Source organism: Shewanella algidipiscicola, assembly GCF_003605125.1.
GTDB classification, from domain to species: Bacteria; Pseudomonadota; Gammaproteobacteria; order Enterobacterales; family Shewanellaceae; genus Shewanella; species Shewanella algidipiscicola.
The window spans coordinates 119,180-143,811 of sequence record NZ_QPQT01000010.1 but is presented as its reverse complement, the minus strand read 5'-3'; the positions used below and the strand labels follow the sequence as shown (position 1 = coordinate 143,811).

General features: G+C 42.8%; 26 protein-coding genes. 12 read left to right on the top strand and 14 right to left on the bottom strand.

Features of this window, described 5'->3' with window-relative positions; translation table 11 throughout:
- Window positions 1-362: 362 nt before the first annotated feature.
- The 3 genes from rpmG to radC form a co-directional block, all read right to left on the bottom strand.
- On the bottom strand, window positions 363-536 hold the full coding sequence (gene rpmG / locus DVO77_RS12675) for a 50S ribosomal protein L33 (protein WP_028773492.1): 174 nt from the start codon (window positions 534-536) through the stop codon (window positions 363-365).
- A 6-nt stretch (window positions 537-542) separates the two neighbouring features.
- The gene (gene rpmB, locus DVO77_RS12670; protein ID WP_110457577.1) at window positions 543-779 is read right to left on the bottom strand and encodes a 50S ribosomal protein L28; all 237 of its coding nucleotides are present in this window, start codon (window positions 777-779) and stop codon (window positions 543-545) included.
- Between the two features lie 123 nt (window positions 780-902).
- Entirely contained in the window at window positions 903-1,580 is a 678-nt protein-coding gene (gene radC / locus DVO77_RS12665; RefSeq protein ID WP_119978596.1) for a RadC family protein, read from the bottom strand.
- Between the two features lie 167 nt (window positions 1,581-1,747).
- Here radC and coaBC point away from each other — a divergent pair, with 167 nt between their 5' ends.
- From coaBC to DVO77_RS12640, 5 genes are all read left to right on the top strand, one after another.
- On the top strand, window positions 1,748-2,944 hold the full coding sequence (coaBC, locus tag DVO77_RS12660; protein WP_119978595.1) for a bifunctional phosphopantothenoylcysteine decarboxylase/phosphopantothenate--cysteine ligase CoaBC: 1,197 nt from the start codon (window positions 1,748-1,750) through the stop codon (window positions 2,942-2,944).
- Complete coding sequence (dut, locus tag DVO77_RS12655; protein WP_119978594.1) at window positions 2,941-3,399, top strand: dUTP diphosphatase; 459 nt, start codon at window positions 2,941-2,943, stop codon at window positions 3,397-3,399. The genes coaBC and dut overlap by 4 nt, the downstream gene beginning before the upstream one ends.
- Window positions 3,400-3,487: 88 nt before the next feature.
- Window positions 3,488-4,081, top strand: coding sequence for a nucleoid occlusion factor SlmA (slmA, locus tag DVO77_RS12650; RefSeq protein WP_110457581.1), 594 nt, complete (start codon window positions 3,488-3,490; stop codon window positions 4,079-4,081).
- Window positions 4,082-4,395: 314 nt separating this feature from the next.
- Entirely contained in the window at window positions 4,396-5,040 is a 645-nt protein-coding gene (gene folE, locus DVO77_RS12645; protein ID WP_110457582.1) for a GTP cyclohydrolase I FolE, read from the top strand.
- 167 nt (window positions 5,041-5,207) lie between these two features.
- The gene (locus DVO77_RS12640) at window positions 5,208-6,098 is read left to right on the top strand and encodes a hypothetical protein (protein WP_119978593.1); all 891 of its coding nucleotides are present in this window, start codon (window positions 5,208-5,210) and stop codon (window positions 6,096-6,098) included.
- A 169-nt stretch (window positions 6,099-6,267) separates the two neighbouring features.
- Here the strand turns inward: DVO77_RS12640 and pyrE are convergent, their stop codons facing one another.
- Both pyrE and rph read right to left on the bottom strand, forming a co-directional pair.
- Window positions 6,268-6,909, bottom strand: a complete 642-nt coding sequence (gene pyrE, locus DVO77_RS12635) for an orotate phosphoribosyltransferase (protein WP_119978592.1) — start codon at window positions 6,907-6,909, stop codon at window positions 6,268-6,270.
- Between the two features lie 92 nt (window positions 6,910-7,001).
- Window positions 7,002-7,715 carry a ribonuclease PH gene (gene rph, locus DVO77_RS12630; RefSeq protein ID WP_028763040.1) on the bottom strand — a complete coding sequence of 238 codons (714 nt, stop codon included), beginning with the start codon at window positions 7,713-7,715 and terminating at the stop codon, window positions 7,002-7,004.
- Between the two features lie 179 nt (window positions 7,716-7,894).
- Between rph and DVO77_RS12625 the strand changes: the two genes are divergently transcribed.
- The 7 genes from DVO77_RS12625 to DVO77_RS12595 all read left to right on the top strand — a co-directional run bounded on the left by DVO77_RS12625 (window position 7,895) and on the right by DVO77_RS12595 (window position 13,660).
- A complete protein-coding gene (locus DVO77_RS12625) occupies window positions 7,895-8,758 on the top strand; it encodes a YicC/YloC family endoribonuclease (RefSeq protein ID WP_119978591.1) in 864 nt (287 codons plus the stop codon).
- A 180-nt stretch (window positions 8,759-8,938) separates the two neighbouring features.
- Window positions 8,939-10,204 (top strand): tyrosine-type recombinase/integrase, encoded by a 1,266-nt coding sequence (locus DVO77_RS12620; RefSeq protein WP_119978590.1) that lies wholly within the window; start codon window positions 8,939-8,941, stop codon window positions 10,202-10,204.
- A gap of 21 nt (window positions 10,205-10,225) precedes the next feature.
- The gene (locus DVO77_RS12615) at window positions 10,226-11,059 is read left to right on the top strand and encodes a hypothetical protein (protein WP_119978589.1); all 834 of its coding nucleotides are present in this window, start codon (window positions 10,226-10,228) and stop codon (window positions 11,057-11,059) included.
- Between the two features lie 117 nt (window positions 11,060-11,176).
- Window positions 11,177-11,398: a helix-turn-helix transcriptional regulator gene (locus DVO77_RS12610; protein ID WP_119978588.1), complete on the top strand. Its 222-nt coding sequence runs from the start codon at window positions 11,177-11,179 to the stop codon at window positions 11,396-11,398.
- A gap of 12 nt (window positions 11,399-11,410) precedes the next feature.
- Complete coding sequence (locus DVO77_RS19435) at window positions 11,411-11,620, top strand: helix-turn-helix transcriptional regulator (protein WP_119978587.1); 210 nt, start codon at window positions 11,411-11,413, stop codon at window positions 11,618-11,620.
- Between the two features lie 205 nt (window positions 11,621-11,825).
- Window positions 11,826-12,707 carry a YagK/YfjJ domain-containing protein gene (locus tag DVO77_RS12600; RefSeq protein WP_162924191.1) on the top strand — a complete coding sequence of 294 codons (882 nt, stop codon included), beginning with the start codon at window positions 11,826-11,828 and terminating at the stop codon, window positions 12,705-12,707.
- A 311-nt stretch (window positions 12,708-13,018) separates the two neighbouring features.
- Entirely contained in the window at window positions 13,019-13,660 is a 642-nt protein-coding gene (locus DVO77_RS12595; RefSeq protein WP_119978585.1) for an HGGxSTG domain-containing protein, read from the top strand.
- Window positions 13,661-13,780: 120 nt separating this feature from the next.
- Here DVO77_RS12595 and DVO77_RS19050 read toward each other — a convergent pair whose 3' ends face one another.
- The 9 genes from DVO77_RS19050 to DVO77_RS12550 all read right to left on the bottom strand — a co-directional run bounded on the left by DVO77_RS19050 (window position 13,781) and on the right by DVO77_RS12550 (window position 24,632).
- Entirely contained in the window at window positions 13,781-13,918 is a 138-nt protein-coding gene (locus tag DVO77_RS19050; RefSeq protein ID WP_162924190.1) for a hypothetical protein, read from the bottom strand.
- A 10-nt stretch (window positions 13,919-13,928) separates the two neighbouring features.
- Window positions 13,929-14,069 (bottom strand): alpha-amylase, encoded by a 141-nt coding sequence (locus DVO77_RS12590; RefSeq protein WP_119978584.1) that lies wholly within the window; start codon window positions 14,067-14,069, stop codon window positions 13,929-13,931.
- A 329-nt stretch (window positions 14,070-14,398) separates the two neighbouring features.
- Window positions 14,399-15,304: a viperin family antiviral radical SAM protein gene (locus DVO77_RS12580; protein ID WP_119978582.1), complete on the bottom strand. Its 906-nt coding sequence runs from the start codon at window positions 15,302-15,304 to the stop codon at window positions 14,399-14,401.
- Window positions 15,305-15,380: 76 nt separating this feature from the next.
- Window positions 15,381-16,046: a hypothetical protein gene (locus DVO77_RS12575; protein WP_119978581.1), complete on the bottom strand. Its 666-nt coding sequence runs from the start codon at window positions 16,044-16,046 to the stop codon at window positions 15,381-15,383.
- Window positions 16,039-16,422 (bottom strand): hypothetical protein, encoded by a 384-nt coding sequence (locus DVO77_RS12570; protein WP_119978580.1) that lies wholly within the window; start codon window positions 16,420-16,422, stop codon window positions 16,039-16,041. The genes DVO77_RS12575 and DVO77_RS12570 overlap by 8 nt, the downstream gene beginning before the upstream one ends.
- On the bottom strand, window positions 16,419-17,060 hold the full coding sequence (locus DVO77_RS12565) for a hypothetical protein (RefSeq protein WP_119978579.1): 642 nt from the start codon (window positions 17,058-17,060) through the stop codon (window positions 16,419-16,421). Before DVO77_RS12565 ends, DVO77_RS12570 begins: the two co-directional genes overlap by 4 nt.
- 160 nt (window positions 17,061-17,220) lie before the next feature.
- Window positions 17,221-20,223, bottom strand: coding sequence for a UvrD-helicase domain-containing protein (locus DVO77_RS12560; protein WP_119978578.1), 3,003 nt, complete (start codon window positions 20,221-20,223; stop codon window positions 17,221-17,223).
- A 144-nt stretch (window positions 20,224-20,367) separates the two neighbouring features.
- On the bottom strand, window positions 20,368-23,214 hold the full coding sequence (locus DVO77_RS12555; protein ID WP_119978577.1) for a DEAD/DEAH box helicase: 2,847 nt from the start codon (window positions 23,212-23,214) through the stop codon (window positions 20,368-20,370).
- A gap of 2 nt (window positions 23,215-23,216) precedes the next feature.
- The gene (locus tag DVO77_RS12550; protein WP_119978576.1) at window positions 23,217-24,632 is read right to left on the bottom strand and encodes an EH signature domain-containing protein; all 1,416 of its coding nucleotides are present in this window, start codon (window positions 24,630-24,632) and stop codon (window positions 23,217-23,219) included.

Here is a 24,632-nt window from a genome sequence, read left to right as displayed (position 1 = left end):
CACATGAGAATAACAACCCGATAATATTGCATTTAAATTCACTTTAAAAGCATTTGTTTTCATTTCGTACAATTAGTTCAGTCTGCCGTCATCTAGCAAACCCACGAGTGCACAGCTCAATTAAGCAGTAACAAAATAAGCACTGGAGTTAATCTATCGGTAAGGCGAGGTGAAGCTTAAATAAACGCGATGGCATGACATAGAAGATGAGTGCAGCTGGGAGAGGAATTGCGTATGCAGAGAGCGCGCAACAGACTATTCAACCACAGTGGCGAGTCCTACCTGTTGGACGAGGTACCCGTGTAAAAAGGGCAAAAAAAAAGCCCCTACAAGTAGGGGCTTTCAAAAAACGTTATCAAGAATTACTTGATTTTCGCTTCTTTATACATAACGTGCTGACGAATAACTGGATCAAATTTCTTGATTTCCATTTTTTCTGGCATGTTACGTTTGTTTTTCTCAGTCGTGTAGAAATGACCAGTTTTAGCGCTAGAAACTAGCTTGATCTTCTCACGGTTACCTTTAGCTTTAGCCATGGTTTATTACACCTTCTCGCCGCGGGCACGAAGTTCTTTAACAACAACTTCGATACCTTTCTTATCGATAATACGCATACCTTTAGTAGATACACGTAGTTGAACGAAACGCTTTTCGTCTTCTAACCAGAAACGGTGGTTCTGTAGGTTAGGTAAAAAACGACGACGAGTCGCGTTCTTAGCGTGCGAACGGTTGTTACCAACCATCGGCTTCTTGCCAGTAACTTGGCATACTCTTGACATGTCAATCTTCTCCAAAAACAATTTAACGCTCGAGCATTAATGTACCTCGAATATGGCCGTCGCCCGAGGCACACAAAGAGGGCGCATTTTATACAGCATCTAAAATCAAAGATCAAGGGATATTCAATCTATCCATCCCCTCTCTGCGAACGACACTATCTCATGATCGCCTATAACCATATGGTCTAACAGCGAAACATCGATAGTTGCTAGCGCGTATTTCAATCGCTCAGTAATTCGCCGATCGGCATGACTTGGTTCCGCAACCCCCGAAGGATAATTGTGGCAAACAATGACGGCCGCGGCTTTTTTCTCAAGCACTAGGCTGACCACTTCACGTGGATAAACCGAGGCTGAATCTATGGTACCACGGAACAATTCAACGAACTGAATCACTCTATGTTGGCTATCGAGTAATAAGATGGCAAACACTTCATAGGCACGATCCCCTAATTGTCTCATTAAATAGTCTCGAGTTAAATCAGGATCTGTTAAAATCTTGCCTCTTTGTAGATTTTCTTTCGAAATTCGCTTACTTATTTCGATTGCAGCCTGCAATTGGGCGTATTTTACCGGTCCAATACCGTTAATCACGCACATTTCACTCTGCTTCGCCGACATCAAGGCTCGTAATCCACCAAAATGACCTATCATGGTGCGAGCTAACGACACCGCACTTTGGCCCGGCAAGCCATTTCTAAGCAACACGGCTAATAACTCAGCATCTGACAGTTGCGCCGCGCCTTGATGCAATAACTTTTCTCTTGGACCCTCACCGCTGGGCCAATCCTTGATGGTCATACAACCTCCATGTTGCAGCGCTAGGCTGGCAATTATGTTTGCCACATTTTTATTTGAGTTATTGAGTATGGCTCAGTTTTTACAAACTTGTTTGCTCTACTTTACTCTGATTGTGGTATGGTTAGCCGGATGCGAAGCAAGGCAAATTAACGCGATTAGTGATCAATATGAGTCTGACAAATAAAAAGATATTACTGGGCATTGGTGGTGGTATTGCTGCCTATAAATCGGCTGATTTAGTGCGCCGACTCAAAGAGCGTGGCGCCGATGTAAGAGTGGTGATGAGCCAGAGTGCTCAAGAATTTATAACTCCGCTGACACTACAGGCCTTATCTGGTCACCCTGTTGCAAGCGATCTGCTTGACCCCGCAGCCGAAGCGGCTATGGGGCATATTGAACTAGCCCGCTGGGCCGATATGGTGCTGATTGCTCCTGCAACCGCCAATCTTATTGCTCGTATCAATGCTGGCATGGCTGATGAGCTGATCACCACCACTTGCTTAGCCACCGAGGCTCCCGTGGTATTGTGCCCCGCGATGAATCAACAGATGTATCGCAATGCTGCAACCCAAGCCAACTTAGACTCGCTACGTGGCAGAGATATCACCATCTGGGGACCCGCTTCGGGCAATCAAGCCTGTGGTGAAGTGGGCCCAGGACGCATGGAAGAACCGCTGGTGATTGCCGAGCGAGTCGAACAGTTTTTTGCCCCTAAAATCTTACAAGGTCTATCGCTATTACTCACGGCAGGACCCACGCGCGAAGCCATCGATCCGGTGCGATATATTTCCAATCATAGCTCAGGCAAGATGGGCTTTGCCCTTGCTAAAGCCGCCATCGAGATGGGTGCTAAAGTCACCATAGTGGCAGGGCCAGTCAATATTGAAACCCCACTAAACATCAATCGCATCAACGTAGAGTCGACCCAAGAGATGCTCGACGCCGTTATGCAGCAAGTGCATCATAGCGATATATTTATCGGCTGCGCCGCCGTTTGTGACTACCGAGTTGCCGATATTGCCACCGATAAAATCAAAAAATCAGCACACGAGATGGCACTTGCGCTAGTGCGTAATCCTGATATCTTAGCCAGCGTTGCCGCCCACCCACAGCGGCCGTTTACTGTCGGTTTTGCCGCAGAAACCCAAGACGTGGCGCATTATGCAAAAGACAAGCTTAAGCGTAAAAATTTGGATATGATTGCCGCTAACGATGTATCAGATCCCTCGCAGGGTTTTAATAGTGATACCAATGCGCTAACCGTCTTCTGGTCTCATGGTCAGTATGAGTTACCCGCAACCGATAAGCTGACCTTAGCCAGACAGTTACTCACCTTAATTGCACAGCAGATGAAAACAGCATGAAGACACCAATTGAACTAAAAATTTTAGATTCACGTATAGGTTCACAGTTTCCACTGCCCGCTTATGCCACCCCTGGCAGTGCTGGCATGGATCTTCGTGCCATGCTTGACACCACCTTAGTGATTGCACCGGGTGAAACCCAGTTAATCCCAACAGGCATTGCAGTGCACGTTGCTGACCCTAGCCTAGCGGCGATCATTTTACCTCGCTCAGGTTTAGGCCATAAACACGGCATAGTGTTGGGCAACTTAGTCGGCCTTATCGACTCAGATTATCAGGGGCCATTAATGGTCTCCTGCTGGAATCGCAGCAATGAACCTTTCAGCCTAGAAATTGGCGACCGACTGGCACAACTGGTGTTTGTGCCTGTGGTGCAAGCTGAGTTTAAGCTGGTTGATGAGTTTGATAGTTCAGATAGAGGTGAAGGTGGTTTCGGCCACTCAGGCACCCAATAATCTGCCACGCCAGACAAGTATAATTAGAGAGCCATGGTGATTAACTTATACCATCGGCTCCTGTAGTAATTGAGTAAAGGAAACTTAAATGGCTGCAAGCCCTAAAATCAATCGTCGTGAACACATTCTGCAATGCCTCGCCACCATGTTAGAAACCAGCCCGGGCCAACGTATCACCACGGCTAAACTCGCCGCAGAAGTGGGCGTGTCAGAAGCGGCGCTGTATCGTCACTTTCCCAGTAAAGCCAGAATGTTTGAAGGGCTTATCGACTTTATTGAAGAGTCATTATTGTCGCGCATCAATCTGATCATGGACGATGAAAAAGACACCATGAAGCGCTGCCAGCTATTACTGCAGCTGCTACTGGTCTTCGCCGAGCGTAACCCTGGCATCTCACGCGTACTCAATGGCGATGCACTGCTTGGCGAAAATGAGCGTCTACGCAGCCGCACCAGCCAAATATTTTCAAAAGTCGAAACCCACTTAAAACAGATTTTACGCGAAAAGACCCTGCGCGAAGGCAAAGGCTTTCAGTTAGACGAAGCCATTTTGGCTAACTTATTATTAGCCGTTGCTGAAGGCCGTATCGCCCAGTTTGTTCGCAGCGACTTTAAGCAAAAACCCACCACACATTTTGTCGAACAGTGGAACTTTATTCAGCTGCAATTACTACAAAGTTAACCGAGACAAAGCTGATGGCGGTTAGCAACATCCTATGCCGCTGTAGCATGTCTATCACCTAAGCATTTGATGGTTAAATCCGCTTCATCCTTCAGCTCCGAATTAAAAAGCCGATTATCAACATCGGCTTTTTTGCTATTCCCCTACGTTTTCTGGGTATAAATTGGCCGTCATTCAGGGTATTCTCCTTGCCCGCCTATTAGCCTTTACCTAGATAGGCGATCTATAATCATTACTTTGAAGCGGCAAAATATTCATATTATTGATAATTTACCGCAATTGAACTAACCACTATCAATATGGTGGAGGATCCAATGGCATTAAGTGAAGCAGCACAACAGGTGCAAACCGCATTATTAGCGCGGGGGTTAGAGACCCCTATGGTACCTTGTGGACTCAGCGCCAATGAGCGCAAAGAAAAGATAGAACACCATATGCGTGAGATCTTAACCTTAATGTCTCTGGATTTACGTGACGACAGCTTAGTCGACACCCCAAAACGCATTGCCAAGATGTATGTTGACGAGATTTTCTCTGGTCTCGACTATGCTAACTTTCCCAAGATCACTGTTATCGAAAATAAGATGGGGTTTGATGAGATGGTTAAGGTGAAGGATATCAGCCTCACCAGTACCTGCGAGCATCACTTAGTGACCATAGACGGCGTCGCGACCGTGGCCTACCTGCCACGCAAAAACATTATTGGCTTATCGAAAATCAACCGTATCGTACGCTTCTTTGCTCAGCGCCCCCAAGTGCAAGAACGCCTAACCCAGCAGGTACTCGTAGCACTGCAAACGCTACTTGAGACCCAAGATGTGGCAGTAAAGATGGACGCGGTGCACTACTGCGTTAAGTCACGTGGTGTAATGGACTCCACCAGCTCCACCACCACTACGGCACTGGGCGGTATTTTTAAATCTAACCCAGCCACCCGCGCCGAATTTCTACATCAATAAAGCTTATCAAACTACTCATGCTGCGGCCTCGGCCGCAACATTTAATCAACAAAAAACTTGACTTCACTAATCGACTATCTTAGTTTTCAAAAATTACTGCTCAAATATCATGCAATGCGGGTTATCTATAATTAAGGATTTATACCCTAGTCAAGGAAGATATAAATATGAAACACGTCTTCACTATGTTTAGTTTCATATTACTAAGTAGCTTTATTACTATGTCTAATGCTTACGCAAGGATAACCTATACCACCTGTAATGATTGTGGTGTCGCCCAGCAAGGGTTAGCCGCAACTCAAATTCCTATGCTTAATAATAATGACAGGGTATTTGTTTTTAATTATATCAACCGAACGGTTAATGAATTCAAAATTATTCAACGTGAAGGAGAAGAACATCCAAATACTAATATTCCGAGAATATTCAATGTATCTGAGCTACAACCTAAAACGGCCGCAACTATAGAGTTAGAAAGAGCCTATGAAAATGCAATAATCCAGCTGGGACCCAACGGGGAAAACCTTTATAACTCTGCAGAAGAGTTACCAGATGATTTTATTATCCCAAGCGCTGCAGATATAGTAATGAACCCCGCAGTGACTGTAACTATTGCTGACTACATCAATCAATATTTAAACAGCCAAACAACGATTAACAGAACTTTATCTCTCCTCGAAATTCAAGCCAGAAACTTAAACCTTTCAATCGGCCCATTTAGTCATATCCTGCCAAGTAGTAATACTTTTTATGTTAAATTTCCTGATGGTACATTATCTAGAGTAAATATTTCTTTGGTCAAAATAGGGACTAATTTCGAGGTTAAAATCACTTACGATGGCGTTGCAGTTTTTGCTGATGGGACGCCTATTCCACAAAGTACACATCAGTTTAAAAACTTAATGCAATCAGCTACCAAGATATATCTGCCATCATTGATCCAGCTTGGGGCGTCCCTCGGTGTCCCCATTAGTTTTTCAGGTAGTCAAACTTGTAAGTCCACCGAGATGGTCTGTGATGATAATATCCGTTGCACTGTAAGCACCGTTTGCAATTAAGATTAATCCATAGAATGCGGTAATGATGAAAAGCAAAATGCAGCAACCTTTTACTAGAGGGTAAAAACAAAAAGCAAAATCTTACATTAAGATTTTGCTTTTTTTAACCGAGAGCTAACATACAGCTTTAACCTGAACTCTCGAGCGCACTAACTCTTTACGTTATCGCTTAAATCCCGTACTGGGCGCGATAAGCACTCACCGCGGCCAACTCGGTTTCCATGCCTGGCTTTTCACTTAAATAATCAACTAAGTCAGCGAGCTTAATAATCGCGATCACCGCGCAGCCATAGTCACGTTCCACTTCTTGGATCGCCGACAACTCACCCTTGCCTTTTTCTTGGCGATCGAGCGCAATCAAGACGCCCGCTAAGCTCGCATCATGGGCCTGAATAATATCCATCGACTCACGGATCGCTGTACCTGCTGTGATCACATCATCGACCAACATCACCTTGCCCGTCAGCTCACTGCCCACTAACGACCCACCTTCGCCGTGATCTTTTTTCTCTTTGCGGTTAAAGCAATACGGCATATCGACATCATGATGATCACAAAGTGCTACCGCAGTTGTCGTGGCAATCGGGATGCCTTTGTATGCTGGGCCAAACAGCAGATCATATTCGATGCCAGCATCCATCAGCGCCGATGCATAAAAACGTCCAAGACGCGCTAAATCACGGCCTGTGTTAAAAAGGCCCGCATTAAAAAAGTAAGGGCTAGTGCGGCCTGACTTTAACGTAAATTCGCCAAATCGTAATACCTGACGCTCAAGGGCAAACTCAATAAACTCACGTTGATAGGCTTTCACAATCTCTCCTTAAAAATGTAGGGTAACGTATAATATGTAAAATTTTACTCAAAAAAAGGACCCCTTCGGGGCCCTAATAACAAACGAATGATTTAGCTCAATGCGGCTTTCTGCACATCGACGATTTCACGAATACCGTGCTTGGCCAGTTCAAGTAGACTGAGCAACTCTTCGTGGCTAAACGGCTCGCCTTCTGCGGTGCCTTGGATCTCAATGATCTTGCCCGTTTCGGTCATTACCACGTTCATGTCGGTTTCAGCGGCACTATCTTCGATATATTCAAGGTCACAAATTGGCTCACCTTTATAGATGCCCACGCTAACCGCTGCGATAAGGAACTTAAGCGGATTGCTCTTAATGATCCCTTTACCACGAGCCCAGTTCAGCGCGTCAACCAATGCCACACATGCACCAGTGATAGCAGCGGTACGCGTGCCACCATCGGCCTGAATCACGTCACAATCGATAACTATGGTGTTCTCGCCAAGTGCTTTCATATCAACCGCAGCACGTAGTGCACGACCAATAAGACGCTGGATCTCCTGCGTACGACCAGATTGTTTACCACGGGCCGCTTCACGATCCATACGGCTATGAGTAGAACGTGGCAACATACCGTATTCAGCCGTTACCCAACCTTGGCCTTGGCCTTTTAGAAAACGCGGCACACCTTCGGTGAAGCTGGCTGTACAAAGTACTTTGGTTTCACCAAATTCAACCAAAACAGAACCTTCTGCGTGAGCGGTAAACTGTCGAGTAATAGTTACTGGACGAGATTGAGCGGGCGTTCTGTCACTTGGGCGCATAGGAAATTCCTGTTTTGAAATATGAAAAGCTAAATTGGCTGCATATTATAGGGGCTTGAGACGACGGATGCCATGATATTCACTACCGAAAGCCGAAACAGACAGAGTTTACTTTAACCCATGAGGTCATCGGACTATAATCGAGGCTAACTTTATCGATTTAGACTATTGGAATAACCATGATCCAAAGCATGACAGCCTACGCTCGCATCGAGCACAAAGCACAATGGGGCACCGCCTCTTGGGAGATCCGCTCGGTTAATCAGCGTTATCTAGAAACCTACCTACGCCTACCAGAGCAACTTCGCAGCCTAGAGCCAGTGCTTAGAGACCGTCTGCGCAAACGTTTAAATCGCGGTAAAATCGAAGTTAATCTACGCTATGACCTAGGTGAAAATAAAGACAGCAACCTACAACTCAACCAAGCCTTAGCAGCGCAAATTATTCAAGCCGCTAACTGGGTAAAGCAAGAGGCCGGTCAAGGCGAAATCAACGTCGTCGACGTACTACGTTGGCCAGGCGTGATGTCGGGTAGCGAGCAAGATATGGACGCTATCAGTAAAGAGTTATTAGTTGCATTCGATGATGCCGTTGCGCAGTTTATCGAAGCACGCGGTCGTGAAGGCGATGCAATCAACACCATGCTACAGACTCGCCTTGATCAAATTGTCGAGCAAGTCGCTATTGTGCGTGAACACATGCCAAACGTTATGCAATGGCAGCGCGATAAAATCACCAATCGTTTAAGCGAAATTCAGGGCGAGCTCGATCCCGCTCGTATAGAACAAGAAATGGTACTCCTCGCCCAGAAAATGGACGTCGCCGAAGAGATGGACCGACTCGACGCCCACGTAGCCGAGACGCGTCGCATCCTCAATAAAGGCGGCGCTCAAGGTCGCAGACTCGATTTTATGATGCAAGAATTTAACCGCGAATCTAACACCCTAGCTTCTAAATCTATCAGTAGCGAGGTCACCGCCGCAGCCGTCGAACTAAAAGTACTCATTGAGCAGATGCGCGAGCAGATCCAAAACGTGGAATGATGTTTTAAGCTGTACCAGCAAGTAAGAAAATCCTTTATAACACAGGTTATTACGGATTTTTTTGTTTTTACAGGTTCGTCATTGTTTGCTATTGTTTGATAAAAAGTGGGACTAAAGTGGTGACTAAATTGATTAGTCACCACTTTAAAATAAGTTAGTCACCAATTTGGACTTAAGCCAATGAATGATAAGCAGATAAAATCTTTTTTAAAAAGCAAAGAGCTGGGGCGTAAAGCTATTGGGGATGGATTGTATATCAGAGTACAAACTGAGGGAGTCGCATATTGGGAGGTCAGATACAGCATTAACGGTAAGCGCCGCTCTATGATGTTAGAAGGTGGCATTTATCCGGCCATGCCACTAGTTGAGGCTAGAGCGGAAGCTGCAAAGGTCAAGTTACTAGTCAAACAAGGTGTCGATGTCCTGGCTGAACGAGAGCGTCAACAAGAGGAAACGATTGTTACCGTTAATGATCTATTTGACGATTGGTACCAAACCATTAGTGCTCGCTTGAAACATCCCGAAATTCCAATGCGCATGTACACGAAAGATATTAAGCCGACTATCGGTCAATTGCGGATTGCTGATGTAAATGCACGAGATATCAGAGCTATCATTCATAAAGTCGCTACCAGTAACCGCCCAACGGTTTCCAACAAGACCCTACTGTGCTGTAAACAGCTCTTCAATCATGCCTGTAAGTTAGACCTCATAGCTGGTAATCCTGCTACACCATTTAAACCCATCGATGCTGGTGGAGTCGAAAAGAGCAGAGATAGAGCTCTAAAATTGCCTGAGCTTGTTAGCCTTTTCAAAGTATTAAGAGATAATAGTCAAATCTTTACCAGAGACAACTATCTAGCAGTCGCTCTATTGCTTGCTCTAGGGGTACGTAAAGGAGAGCTGATTGCTGCCAAATGGAGTGAGTTTGATTTTGAAAAGCAGCTTTGGCATATGCCAAAAGAGCGAAGTAAAACTGGTGTAGCGATAACTATCCCTCTACCTGCTCCAACTATCGACTGGTTTCAAGAACTTCATGCACGAGCTGGTGGTTCCGAGTTTGTGTTTCCATCGCGCCGTGCAAGTAAACGCCATGGTCATATCTCCAGCGATACACTTAACCATGCCTTGGCAAAGCTCTTCGGAAAAAAGGTTGATAGTCACAAACAACCCTATGACAACTTACTAGGACAAGCTGGCATCGAGCATTTCACCGTGCATGACTTACGTCGAACCTGTCGCAGTTTGTTAGCTGAATTAAAAGTACTCCCTCATATTGCTGAGCGCTGCCTCAATCACAAACTAAGAGGCATTGAAGGAGTTTACAATCAACATGACTATCTACAGGAGCGTAAAGAAGCATTAAATAAATTAGCCCACCTACTCAGTCCAATAATCGACAATCAAGAAAATGTAATACCTTTTCTTCCAATGAAAAACGCATAAATTTTTATTAAAGGTTGCTAAATGAGTCTTCCAGAAACAGATAAAAAATTCCGAATCAATGACATCAGTAAAATGATCTTGCCTGAAATGGTGCCTGAACAACTTCAACTTTTGGGAATTACGAAGAATGATATTAGTAACGGCTGCTTTGAAGAAGCCAGCCAAAAGGAAGCTCCTGGTCTTGAGAAAATCAAGCTAATTAATGAGCGAGCTAGATCTATAAAAGCTAAAAATAACGATTTATATGCCGAGTTCAGTACTAAGGAGAAGCCTTCCCAGCTCTGCCTTGTGATTGAAAATTCAGATATCTTCATGTATCAAGCCAACCAGTTATTAGACCTACTACCAAACACACCTAAAAATGACCAAATCTATAAAATCGTGGATCAGCTGATAGAGACAGCTACCATGGTTGGTTATTCCACAGGTAGCAATGACTCTTTCGCTCTCACTGATAGATATACCAACTCTGGTTATAATACTAGCGTGACTAAACCACAAAGCGGTGGCAAGTCGAAAGCGCAAAAATCAGAAAACGTTAAAACCTTAGTCAATGAAATGGCTCTCCATATTTACCAAGATGAAAATTTATGTGCCGCACCCAAAAAAATGCTGGCGGAGGCCATTCAAAAAAGATTGGCTGATTTTTCAATCCAAGGTAATAACAAGACCATTCCAGCCTTGTTGCAGTTCACTAATCGCACCCCTGAATACAACTCAATCATGAAATGGCTTAAACCAATGAAACAACCAAAAAACGCTATCCCTACCCCAAAACCGAGTTTGGAAAGAATCATCGTTGAGTTAAAAACAGCATTTAAACCCCAGAGAATCAAAAAGCATTTAAATATTTAAATGATTAAAAACATATAATTAACCAGTTTTTTAGATACCTCTGCTCAGTAGAGCGACTTTGCTTTACTGAGTAACAAGCCAAAATCACTCCCGAACAAACTTAAACGGGAGTGACCCATGACCACATCAGCTAATACATCAAAAACCACTGCACCGGACCGCATAGTTCGTGAGGCAGAACGTAAAACCATCACTGCTATTTCAAGAACCACTGCATGGTCACTTGAACGTAAAGGGTTATTTCCGAAACGTAGACAACTCTATCCGCAAAGTACCTCTGTAGGTTGGTTACTATCTGAGCTCAATGAATGGGTCGCCTCTCGTCAATCTATCAATTAAGGGTTAGTTAAAATGACCCACATTACAAAAGACTATCTAGCACAGTACTTAGACGAGAATCGACTAGTGAAAAAACCAGAGCTGCAAAGACTTTTGGGGATAAGTCGTTCAACCTTAGGTCGGTGGATCAAGTCTGGACAGTTTCCTCCACCAGTACTAATTCAGAGCGGTCGCTCATTTTGGCGGTTTAAGGATATTGATCAGTGGCTCCCTAACAAGTAACCAATAAAGCAGGTTTAGGCCTGCTTTTTTATCAAGGGCGATGACACACTTTGAATCATGAATCAAACACTGCATAACAAGCTAATAAGCCATCAACCCCTTACGTACAGCATAATTCAGTCTCAAACCGACAATGTATTACGGCGGATATTAAATAATATATCCCCTGCAAACTAAACACATGTCAAACAACTAGAAAATGACAATGCCTAAGAATAAATGTAAAACTAAACACCGTAAGCCATTCTTTATAGCCAAGCACAACTCCATCTTGTTTGCCTACAAGAACCATGCTTACAGTATTTTCAAGCCTCAACAGAAATGCTTTAAAAACAGCGTAATCAACACCATTATCTCTGATTACGAAATTATGCTTAGCCATTACAGCCGAGTATTCGTTGTTAGAATCGATCTACATCCAAAGCACTACTCAGCAGATAACCAAGCCATCAAGCGATTCTTAAAACAACTAACAACAACCTTAACCAACCAATACAAAAGCAAAGTTATTTATCATTGCGCCAGAGAGCAAAACACTTCTGATCGCGAACACTACCATCTTGCCCTCATGCTCAGTGCACATAAGATTAAGCACTCAGAACGCTTGCAATCACTCATTAAAGCAATGTGGGAAAAGCACTCTGGCGGTACTGTGGCAAAAGTCGATAATCCATACTGCATTGTATTTAGAGGCAACAAAGCCTCTCTAAAACATGCTATTTACCGTTCAAGCTATTTAGCTAAGGAACACACTAAAGAGCTGAACGGTAAAGCTAAAGGCTTTATAAGCAATAAGCTACAAGCAGCCAAAACCTTTGATCCCACGAATGACTTCATGCTGGTTGATCCCAAGATTACCTTCGCTAAGAAACAACATCAGCAGTCATTTCAAGCAGCTCAGGCTTCTAAAGGTTCTCACTGCACCAAAACACATAAATCTGCAAAATATAGTTGGTTCAACATCCAGTCCCACGCGTTACAACTCGAAGAATGTATAAGCTCAAGGACAACCAGCTTAAATCACTTAACAAAAAATCATCCAAGAATTTATCAATATAAGGAAACAAAAAATTTACTCTCAGGTTGATTTAACGCCTCTCAATGGTAGTGGATCACTAACACGTAATGGATCTATATCAATGGTTGTTTTTCGCCAGTGCAGCACTCCTTAAACCGGAAATTTATATACGAATAGTCTCAATAGTGATCCACTTACCGGGCTTCATTTAATAAATCAAAAACAAACTAAAACAACCTCAAGCTAGTGCTTCAGGGGGAGCAGTGGATCTCTTGCATGCTTTAACTTTAAGTCGATTGGCAGAAATGCAAAACAAAGCCCATGAACCGAAAAATATCGAACAACAACTAATGAAGTGATCCAAAAATTAAGGAGCGATTATGGCTAAATTTAACTTAGAAAACCTGCCTAAATGCGGGGCTAAAACTAGAAGTGGAAAACCATGTCAACGCTTTGGCAACAAGGTTAATGGGCGATGCAAATTACATGGAGGACGCTCGACAGGTGCAAAAACCAAAGAGGGAAAACTAGCCGTGCGAGTTAATGCACTGCTCAATCACTTTGTTTGGTTCTTTGATAATCGATTTTATATGAAAATCAAGAATACAGACCTTAAAATGGCACTCACTGCTTACTTAAGTTTAATTGAGCTAAGTAGCCTGAAATCAAATCAACTTGATAATAAGGTTATTGACATTGTCAGCCAGTATCGAGTTGAGTTAGAAATGTGCAAGTACTACATTGCCAAATATGAAGGCTCAGATGCTCTACTTCTTATTCAATCAGCACTTGATCATTACTACAAAGACACAGCAAGCCAGCATTTACAATTTCATGTATACACCCCAATTTACCCTACACCTTTTTACAACAGAGAGTTTGGCTCGCAGGCAGAGAAAGAAAAAATAATGCAAATACAGGATAATACAACACGTAAAAAAGGATGTTTTTATTCCCCTAGGGTATACCCAAGTCCAGAGCAAAAAGCACTTAAGGAATATTTTAAGGGGCTAAAAGGATGAGAAAAAGTTATTTAAACTAAAGTACTAAGATTCGATTTCGGTAGTACCAGGATAAAAAAGGTGTAGCAATGCCACACCTTTTTAAGAAACTTAACTTAAGATTAATTAAATACTTACTGGTTAATCATCGCCCAAGTAAGCATCATTATTGGGGTTATGGGCATCAGCCCAATCATCCATATCTGCGTCATTGTTGGGATTGTTAATATCTGACCAAGTATCTAACTCATCTTGCGACATTTCAGATGTATCTGGCATACAAATCCCCTTATTTTTTGCCATTGTAGTTAGGGTTGTTAGGGTTCAACTGATTACTGCGATTATCCTGCGATTTCTGGTAAGCAGGATTAGTACCTGATGTGCCCTTATTCGAATTGCTTTGGTTAGCCTTGTGATTATTATTAGACATATTTTTTCTCCTAAAAATTAATGTATTATCGATTACCCAGGGGCTTCAACATCTAAAATCAAAGCCCCTGCAATCGGCGAACATCGAGTTTAAAGTTCAAAAAGGCCCTGCGATCACTTGGCGTACTGGGAACGGTAAGCCTTTTACCACTAGGGGCAGTCAACACGGGATGACGCCCTCGCCGTATGTGCCACACTCCACTCTGTAGCAGTTGATGCACCAAAACATTAATATTTTTATCATTACTGTATTTCTTCATAGAGCAACTCCAAAAGGGCCCGTCACCACACAATCTCAAAGGGGAAAACGAACTCCTTTATTGGGATTTATTAAGCCGTAGTGGTCGCTGACCCATTGGATTGATAGCGTCTTACAAAAGACTCAGCATTGAAGTCAACATGTGCAATAGCGCTCTCAACGCCCACATCCAATACCGCAGGGCTTTGCACCACTCCTTGGCACGCATCCGAATTTTGATAGAAACGACCTTCAGGATTCAGCATCAGATAGGACTGCCACATATCCTGGTTATCTTCTAGAGAGACTATCTCTGAAAAACCCTTATGCCTTTCAATGTAGGCACAATACTGGGCCGATGAAATAGTTAGTTGATGGGAGTAAACTGGCAGCACCCGTAGAAGCTTCCATTTATCTGGCTGTATTTGCTCTATGGCATGAGACATATCTTCACGCCAGTTAAAAGCGTTGACGACCGTATTGATTTTAACCTTGCCATTACGGTTTAGGGTTCTATACACAGCCACAATCTCAATGACTCGAGACGGTGATAGCCAGGCACTTTTACGATCTACTCGCCCAATACTCTGAGCTAATAAAAAATCTGCAGTATCAAAACTCAAGCCCAGCATATCCAAATGCGGACCAATACGATCCATCATTTTGGCTGATAGAAGATGGCCATTGGTAATAATTGAGGTGCGAAATCCGAGTGACTTAGCCAACAGTAAAGCACTAATAAAGCGCCCACCAAGCATCACAGGTTCTCCACCAGCAAAATTAATTCTGACCGATGTATACCCCAACGCTTTGCGTATTGGATTTTCAGAAAAAAAGTAATCGGCAAGCTTTATAAGCAGAGATTGAATATCTCCAGATGAGTGATGTAACTCCGCTTGCGAATCATTGCTTTCCCAAGTGGCATAACAATATCCGCAGCGGTAATTACAGGTTTCGGTCATATGAAAATTGATGACCATTTCACTTATATTTGTCATTTAGCTAGCTCCGTTTGTTGAGGACAAACGCAGAATCACCTAGTGCAATGCACTAACAAGCCTTTAAATAAAAAAATTACATATTTTTGAATTTATCTAGCAAATCATCAAATTCGACGGCCTCTCTTACCTCTTTTTCTACATGCCGCTTCAATTGATTTACCGCTTCATTGTCAGAACACATCATAGATGCCATCTGAGCAGCCTTATCAAAATCACCTTGTAAATATGCTAACAGCATATTATCGGCGGGCGCCATAGCTGCTGATTGCGCTAATAAGGCATGCAGTAAGTTTAAGTTTTTTCCCAAAGCTAGCTGGGGCAACACGGTAAAAGGATTGGGTAACTTGTCCTTATATAAATCGAAACTGCCAGCCAAAGCACCTGCAAACTTAGAGGCCAATCCATTACTTATGGCTATTCCCATCAGAGAGTTACTTTCTCCAAACATAACCTTTACCGCTTTAGCGCATTCTTGCCGATAAGCATTATCCTCAAAGATACGCTTCACATCCTTAGGATCATGAAACACGGCATTGAGCAGCAGCGCATTAAATAACACTGTCATTTGGCCAGGCGCTAAGTACTTAGCCTTCCGCTGTACTTTTTGTTCGGTTTCAACTTTGATTAGCTTATTTCGGACAAGCGAATCTGCCTTGGTTTTAAGCAACTGACTTTGGCTTGCGACATCGATATCAAATAGCTGACGTATCGCCTCAGGTACGGTTATTCCGCTAGCCATTGCAATATGCCTTCTCTAACAAAGTACTTACCTGAATTCGATGGAACTCTTCCTGCCCAATAGAGAAGCTTGCGATAGCTTTAGCCATATCAAACCAGTTACTTCTTTGGTACTTAGAGGAATAACAACGGTGTGATTGCTGACTATACTGCTGCAATACACCAATACAGTAACCAGCTCGCATAGCTTCAGCCATAGAGGTATGTAAGGCTGCATACGAACCAGGCTGACCTTTACGATCAAAAATCTCTACAACATCGCGACATGCGTTTTGCAAAAACTCAGCATCATTACCATTAAATGGAGCTTCTTTTGCCTGCAACGAAGCACTGACGATTAAGCAGATACAAATCAAGCTAGTAAACATCACCTTCATAACTTTCCCTCGACTGGAGCTGTAGTTGGAATCGTTTTAACTTCAATAGAAACAGAAGAAGGTGTTATAACTTCAGGTTGCCCCTGCGCCTCTGGCACAAATGGGGAAGATATTGATTCAGATACATTTTCAGATGGTCTAACTGATTGCTCATCAGCTTTCTCTGCTGCACTTTTCTTGGACCATAGCTTTGGTAAAGGTGCTGAGGCATAAATGGCTAAAATGATAAGCAGGCTTGAGACATAATTTCCAACTTCCTCATAACTATTAAAAAACTCAATTTCTAATCGTCCTTTATCCATAACTTCCCCCCATACAGCAACGAGTTCTATGAACGAAATAAGCAGAACCATACTTGAAACGGCATATACAAAGCGCCGCAGCTTCTGCCACCAGCTCCACTGCAATTGAGAGCTTCGACGATAAAAACGCCAAATTACGCCAGCCAACAAGATGAACAGACCTAACTCCATAGCATCCAACTCGCTGATGCTATTACTTTCCTCTAAAAATTCGAAAGGAATGGCAACCAAACAAAATACGGTGATAGAACCTAGGCTAAGATAAAGCAAGAAGGTCATAATCCCTGCAGCAAGATGCCCCAGAAGAATATCTAGAGTATTAAAAATCGATTTCATTGTTCATCCTTGATAATACGGAGATGATGGCAAGGAGTGCCATTTCCAAACGGCCAATATCATTGCGTTTTACACTCTACGAATCAAGTGGATCACGCCCAAGTTGATCACTAACTTTAAAAAGTATATTCAAATGATTGCCAGCGGGTAAGCATTTGCTTCAGTTTGGTAAAGACAGCTTAGCTTTATCGACAGTATTACTACAGCTAGGCTTGTTTTTGCCTCGATAATTACAGCACCCCCAGAATTCACTATAAGGGCCTTTTTTTAGTTTCATATCACTACCACAAGCGCTGCAAAGTGGTGCTATATGACCGCAACCATCATTCAAGCAGACCTTTAAGCCGGTAAAGCGTTTACGTGTCATTGGGCCACCGCAAAGCTCACACCCCTCCTCTTTATGATCACACAAAGGGAAATGGGAGCATGAAAAGAACGATTTGAAGTTGCCAACTCTGGGCTTCAGCGTACCTGTAGTACAGCGCACACAGCTTATGTCTTCAAAAATTTGTTGCACCAAAGATGTGTTGAATTCATCTTGCTCGATGGCATAGTTTTCTTTAAGCAATTCGATCACAAATGGACTCACGTCAGTCATATCAGCAAGCACGTATGCTCGATGTTTTGCCCGAGTTAATGCCACGTAAAATAAGCGACGCTCTTCTGCAAATTCAAATGCCTCAGTCTTAGGTAAAAACGCATCAAGTATTGGGGGAGTGACTTTCATCGACGGGAAACCATGTTTTCCCTTTTGCATCCCCATGATCACCACGTAATCAGCCTCTTTACCTTTTGATGCATGAAAAGACTGGCATTCGATAGTCAGCTTTGGGTATTGCCTGTTTAACTGCTTTAGTTCAACTTTATCGGGTAGTTGAAACCAGAAGCGCGCCAGCAGATACACTACAGGCTGGGCTTTTGACTTAGTGCTAAGTTCATCCTCAACCTTTTCAACACGCTTGTTAATCGCATTCAAAGCCTGTTCAAGTGCATTGGGGCTTGGTTCATCTTGATTGGCAGGCTCTTGTGCGCCTCGTCGTATCAATGACACCGCAGGGTAATCAACCTCTGAATTGGAGCGAATGTCTTTTTTAAGCTGTACAGGGTTCTTGGTCACAAACTGTGTGGCGACGTCACCAATGCTATTGTTAAATCGGAATGTTTCGTCTAAATACGTTTTAGCTGTCGGACCGAAATATTCAGTAAACTGAGTGGTTAAACTAACATCAGCCCCGCTAAAACGATAAATTGCCTGCCAATCATCACCCACGCAAAACAATGATGCTTTGGGTTTGCTCCCAGGTAAGCAAGAGTCCCTTAACGCTTTGACTAGCCGAGCCCTAGGCTCTGAGATATCTTGAAATTCATCCACCATGATATAGCGCCATGGACTAAGAAATTGCCCTTGTTGGATATAGCCTAATGCTTTGCCTATCATGTCTTCAAAATCGATATCGCCAGAGGCTGACAATTGCTGTTGGTAACGACTTAATATGGGCTCCAATAACTCAAATGCCTTACGGGTCTGCTTCGCATCTGCGGCATGGCTAAACACCATTTCTAGTCCGTGACTATCGAGACAAGCTGATTTATACAAGCCAATAAGCTTACTAAATAACTTGGCTAACTCAGTAACGCGACCCAGTTCATTCAGTGTCGCTAATATGGCCTCATCGGGTAGCGGAGACTCTTTGATCTCTAGCGTTTTAATCTGGTCTTCTAGCTGCTTTGTAAGCAGACCTTTTTTATGCTGGTGGTAGAAAAGCTCAAGGCAAACTGTTTCGTGCTCTCTATGCAATTGGCGCTTCCACTCCATCGACTCCAGATATTGCTGGTTATCGATATAAGGGGCTGTACGATCATCTTCATCAATGCCGTAATACTCAATATACACACCGTAGTCAGGTAGGTAGAAGTCGGGTTGATACTGGCGGAAATCAACACTGCTTACATCATGCTCATACTTAGCTTCATACTGGTATTCAATACCATTACTGAATAGCCAATTAGCGATGTATAGCTCGCCGAAACTCTTTACTCGCTCCCCTTTTAAGGTGCGAATATCGTTATCAGTTAAGTACTGGAAATACTCACCCTCTGATTCAAAATCAAAAGGGCTTTTTTCAACATAATAGTATTGGCTGAAGTACTCAAACAGCTGTTTACGATAGGCCTCATCCTTAATGAAGGTTTCAAGGGTATCTTGTACCCATTTATCTTTAGCTTTTTCATCCTCAGCCCAAGGAGACAAGCTAGGTGCCTTGCCTTCAACCTTAGCAATAATCCTTAAACCTAAGCTATGGAAGGTGCTTGCTTTAATATCGTCGATATCTAGCTTCTCTTTTATCCGTTCATCCATCTCATCTGCGGCTTTTCTGCCATAGGCGAGCAGCAAAATATCATCAGCTTGTGCCTGACAACTTTTGACCAAGTAGCCTGCACGTCCAACCATTACGCTGGTTTTTCCTGTACCTGCACCCGCTAATAACAAGTTGTTGTTATCATCAATCACGCAGGCTCGGCGCTGTTTATCGGTCAGCGGGTTAGACTCAACATGCTCAAAGAAATCGGCAAACTTGATCAGCTGTGCTTGAACATAGTTTTCACGTAGCCTTTCTATATCGCCTTGGTTCCAGCTATGCATCTGCTTTAACTTGGTTAGCGCTGTTTTTATATCGTTAGGCAATGCAACTTTTTCACACCAGGGAAACCAGCGTTTATACTCACGCTTAATTCTGGCCTGTATCATCTCTAAGCGTGATTGGCGCAGGTACTCCGTAGTAATGGTGCGCTCAACTCGAGCCACCAGCTCACAGATTCGCTGTCCATTTGCATTAGCCCAACGCTGCGTCACTTCATTACCAAACCGGTAGTCAGCTAAATAGGTTAAATAGGGAAGCTGATAAGCTTTACCAGATACCGTAAAGCCAAGCAGATAACCTAGGGGACTAAAGTTAAAAGTGGGTGGGGTATCCAGTTGCTGCCATGTAAACATCATTTCAGCTGGTGGCACTGTAACTGAGCGATACTTGGCTAAAAACAGGCCTTGTTCACGGTGGAACCTAATGCCTTTCTCGGTCAGCTCTACCGCCTTTAGCTTGCCCAAATAAAGATAGCCAAACCAACTGTGTTTAATATTTTTATCAGACTGCTTTGATGACAATGAGGATTACCCTGTTAATCGATAACTTTAATAATTCAGTCTCTTTAAGGCTGAATTATATAGCAGCTACCAGTTACTTTGGACTATCTATTTAACTTTTTAAATATCAATTGATCATTGTTTAAAATACGGGTCTACTTGCCATTATGTTTTATCTCCTACTGCATCACCTAGCAATCGCTCAATCTCTGCAGCTGTAATTGCTGCTGGTAAAAGCAGGTTTCGACTTAGCTCTCTCTTTCGCTCTAGCAGCTCATTCAACCTTATATCAAAAGATGCTTCGCCATATTTTGGATGTACTGCCATCGGGTAGTGAATATGTACCGTTTTTTGTTGTCCGATTCTATAGATACGATCAGAGCACTGATCCTCAACAGCTGGGTTCCACCAGCGAGATAAATGAATTACATGGTTAGCTTGAGTCAATGTAAGCCCTACCCCCCCCGCTTTAGGTGATAACAACATGACATTAAACTCGCCTTCCGGGGTAAGCTGGAAAACATCAACTAACTGTTTTCGTTTTGCTCCATTTATAGAGCCATTTATTCGAGCAGGTGGATGCTGCATTTGGTAGCGCTGCTGAAGATAAGGTACCAATAAAGCCTGAAGTTTCAATGATTCAATGAATATGAGAACTCGCTCTCCTGCTGCATGAATAGTATCTAAAATATCTATAGTTTCTTTGAGCCTAGCGGAGCTTTCAATATGGCAGTTAGTTAATCCCTCTGCTCCAACTTCAACAGCAAACAAACTCACTTTACGGAGTTGTTGAATCACTTCTAGCACTCGCCCTTTTTCGGTATTAACTTGCGCATTACTGACGACAACCGAGTAATCTTGTGCCTGCTGAGGTGTCATCTCTCTTTTGTAGTGCTTAGTAAACTTCTTAGGCAGCCCTTGTAAATGCTCCTCTTTCATGCGCCGCATCAAAATAGAAGGAGATACTTCATCAACTAATCTAGATTTTAAAGCTTCTGCAGCAGCAATCGGATCATCTGTCTTAACATAATTATCATGGAACTCTGATAGCGCCCCTAAATAACCAGGCTCTACTGCATCAATAATACTCCACAGATCTTTCAACTCATTTTCTACTGGTGTGCCAGTGACGGCTACTGAAAAGTCGCATGACAACGATTTAGCCATTTCAGTCATTCTCGATACAGGATTTTTAATTTTCTGAACTTCATCAAAAGTGACGCATGCCCATTGGATAGGCAGGAAATATAATATCTTATCTCTTAACGTTTCATAGGTAGTCAATACCCAGTCCGCATCTTCAAAAGCACGTTTACGGTCTAATGCAGACATGCCACTAAGTGACTTCATTCCGGGGCCATATGCCTCGAAAACACGGCCTAGACCAGGCTTGTTTAAATGCACAGCCTCTTCATCTTTCCAATTCTTTAACAAGCCTGAAGGAGCAACTATTAACATAGGCTTATTGGGGTAAACATTTTCATTCATTGCTTCTTTTATCCAAGCCATAAAAGCTAGACTTTGCAATGTTTTACCTAACCCCATGTCATCTGCTAGAAGAACCCCATTACTACCTTGCTTCCAATGCTCTTGTAGCCATGACAGACCCACTTTTTGATGTGGATATAAAGATACTGTTTGAAGTAGTTCGGGAAACTCACCATTTAAACTTCCTCTTGGCGTTTTGCAAATCTGATACTCAAGTTCTTCAATATTATCCGTAGTTATAGGAACCAATGTATCGTTGGTTCTACCTTCTCCTTCAAGGCTATTATCTTTATCCAAATCACCGGAGACTGCTTGAGCCACTCTTTGAACTGCAGCTAAAGTTTCAGGGGTTGCAGGGAGCTCTTGATTACCGTGCTGAACGGTAGAATTACCTTTCGCGATTGCGTCTTCTATTTGTTCGCTTAAGCCAACAGCGTCCTCAGGAGTAATTTCAACCACCTGCTCACCAAGAATAAGAGTCAAAATTTCATCATCAGGTACCCAGCTAGTCGAATTTTCCAGCCTATAAGCACAGAGCTTTGGCTCCCAAACTCCCAATTGTTGTATTCGAAGGCTTAAAAACTCTGGAGTTTCGACAAAGAACTGCTCAACCTCCTCTTCACTATATTGTAGCTCGAGTGCTTGAGTTATTTTTCCTGCTGGATTGGCAATAAAAGCAAGTTTATCTTGTATAGTTCCCTTCTGAACATCTCTTACTACGTTCATCGCCTCGACCATACTTGGGGACAATATGACATATTGTCCTTGCCCTAGAGCATAATGAGGAACACAATTTTTCTTACCAGAAAACTGCTTAGAAAAATTTTTTTCATATTGTCTAGGAAGTAGTGGGCTGTAATCGGTAATATCACCATCAAAATCAGTGACAGGCGTAACCAGTACAGGGTGCACTTGACCTTTTGAGTCAATATCTAAAGTAAACCTATTAGCAGAAGATACTGTTATGGTGCTGAGTTGACCATCCACGACAGCATCTGAAGGTAAAAACTGCTGCAGTAATCCCCAAGCCAACATCTTATTGTCAATATCTTCAAAATTACTCTGTTGGAAATCTTCTATATGCTTGATTAAAGAAAATAAAGGTTCATTTATCAGGTAACGCTTAGCCCCCTGATGCAACATTATGCCATCTCGTTTCAAGCCCATCATAGGTCGAGAGCGCGTATCTAACCATATTGAAGTCAATTTAAACGTAGGTATATGTATTGGACCACTACCCGATATTTTTATCTTAAACGGAACAACTGCAGGTAACCCAAGCTGCAATACTTCGGTGGCGTCACATTGAGCAACTACTTCCTCAGCAACATCTATATAGCTATTTTTATCCTCGGCACTATCTTGTTCAAGCCAACTAAGTAGAGGAGCAACTGAGCCTAAACCATGAGATGTATGGCAAACAAAATTCCCCCACTTTTTGGTTGGTATCACGGTACCATCAGACTCTAGATGGAAACGTAATTTACCCTCAATAAGTTGCCAACTTAAATTTGCCATACCCATAATTATACCCGCATGTAATTGTTATATTTAATCTTTATATTTGTGTGATTTGCAATGGAGTCACTTAACTGTCTCTGCCATGTACCATTTTCTGAGTTATAATGACTGTCTTCATGATACGGTAAGTTTACTAACATCTTTCTGTTGTATTCAGTTAGGTAGAATCGAGGCGCGAACTGACTCGTATCTAGCCAATATCTATATTTTCCCGAGTGACTCCACTCTGTAATGATTAAATTACCAATTCTTAATATCAAAGCTGAATGCCTATGATTAACACCAGAACCTCGAACAAAATAACCATAGCTAGTTTCACCTTTTAAAAAGTGGTTCGACATTGATTTAGCATGCGGTCCCAATACTAACCAAGCCTCATCGATTGCCTCTATATCTAGATACGCCTTCCAGAATGCCTTTCTGTATCGCCAGTGCCTATCGGCGGTATCATCTCCATGAGAAACATAGTCAAGTAAAGAAAAAAAGTCTTCTAATGTACTTTCCACCATCCAAGACAAAAATATCTTTTTTGCTTCAATATTCACGTTAACCCACAATGCATTGTTAACTCTCGGGTCCTTGAAAAAGCTAAGCACAAAACCTTTGATGGTTTCCTTAACTTCTTTAAGTGGTTTTTGGTTTTGAAAAGGAAGTAATAACGCTTCTATTAAATGCGAACGATAAGAAGGATATTTCAGCGTCCTTTGCTGAGTAATAGATTCTCGGAGTATTTGACCGATAGTTTGCTTTTGCCACTCACGTGAGGCTAATAATGGCTGGGTTTTGTTTAAAAACTCTAAGTAAGTAAGCTGAGCCAGTCTCCCTGTCGCAAGAGCCCCTGTCAGCCCTGCTCGCTCATACAGTTCATCAAGTGATTCGCCATCATCTAGGTAATTAAGTAAAACTCTGTGCCCATTTTGCTCGAGTAGGTCAAAATCCTCGCATCGTGCCCATATTGTCATTGATTTATGATCGACTGCATAGCGTAATGCGTAGGTTAACGATTGACGTACGGCTTCAAATCCTTTGTTTTGATATGGATAAGTTAGCATTAAGACATAGTAAATAGTCAACCAACCACGTTTGTATTGCCTCCTTGCTAGCTCTTGCGAATAAGGCTGCCAGAACCCACCAATATCCATCAAGCTTTCGCTACCTTTAACTGGAGAAGAGAACAACATCCACGCAAATGTGCGTAAGCTACGCTTACTTAGTTTTGGCCACAGTGAAGGTTCAGTGATAGCGGCTATAGCCTTCCGATATTCACTTTGTAGTTCAAATTCAGATGGCTCTACAGCATCAAATTCCCCAAGGGTAATTAAGGCTCTTTGTGTGGCTATATGGAGTCGACTATGTTCTAGCTCTAGGCGTTTGAGATTAAAAACAATCGGGAGTTGGTTAAGCTTGGCCTTAAGCGACAT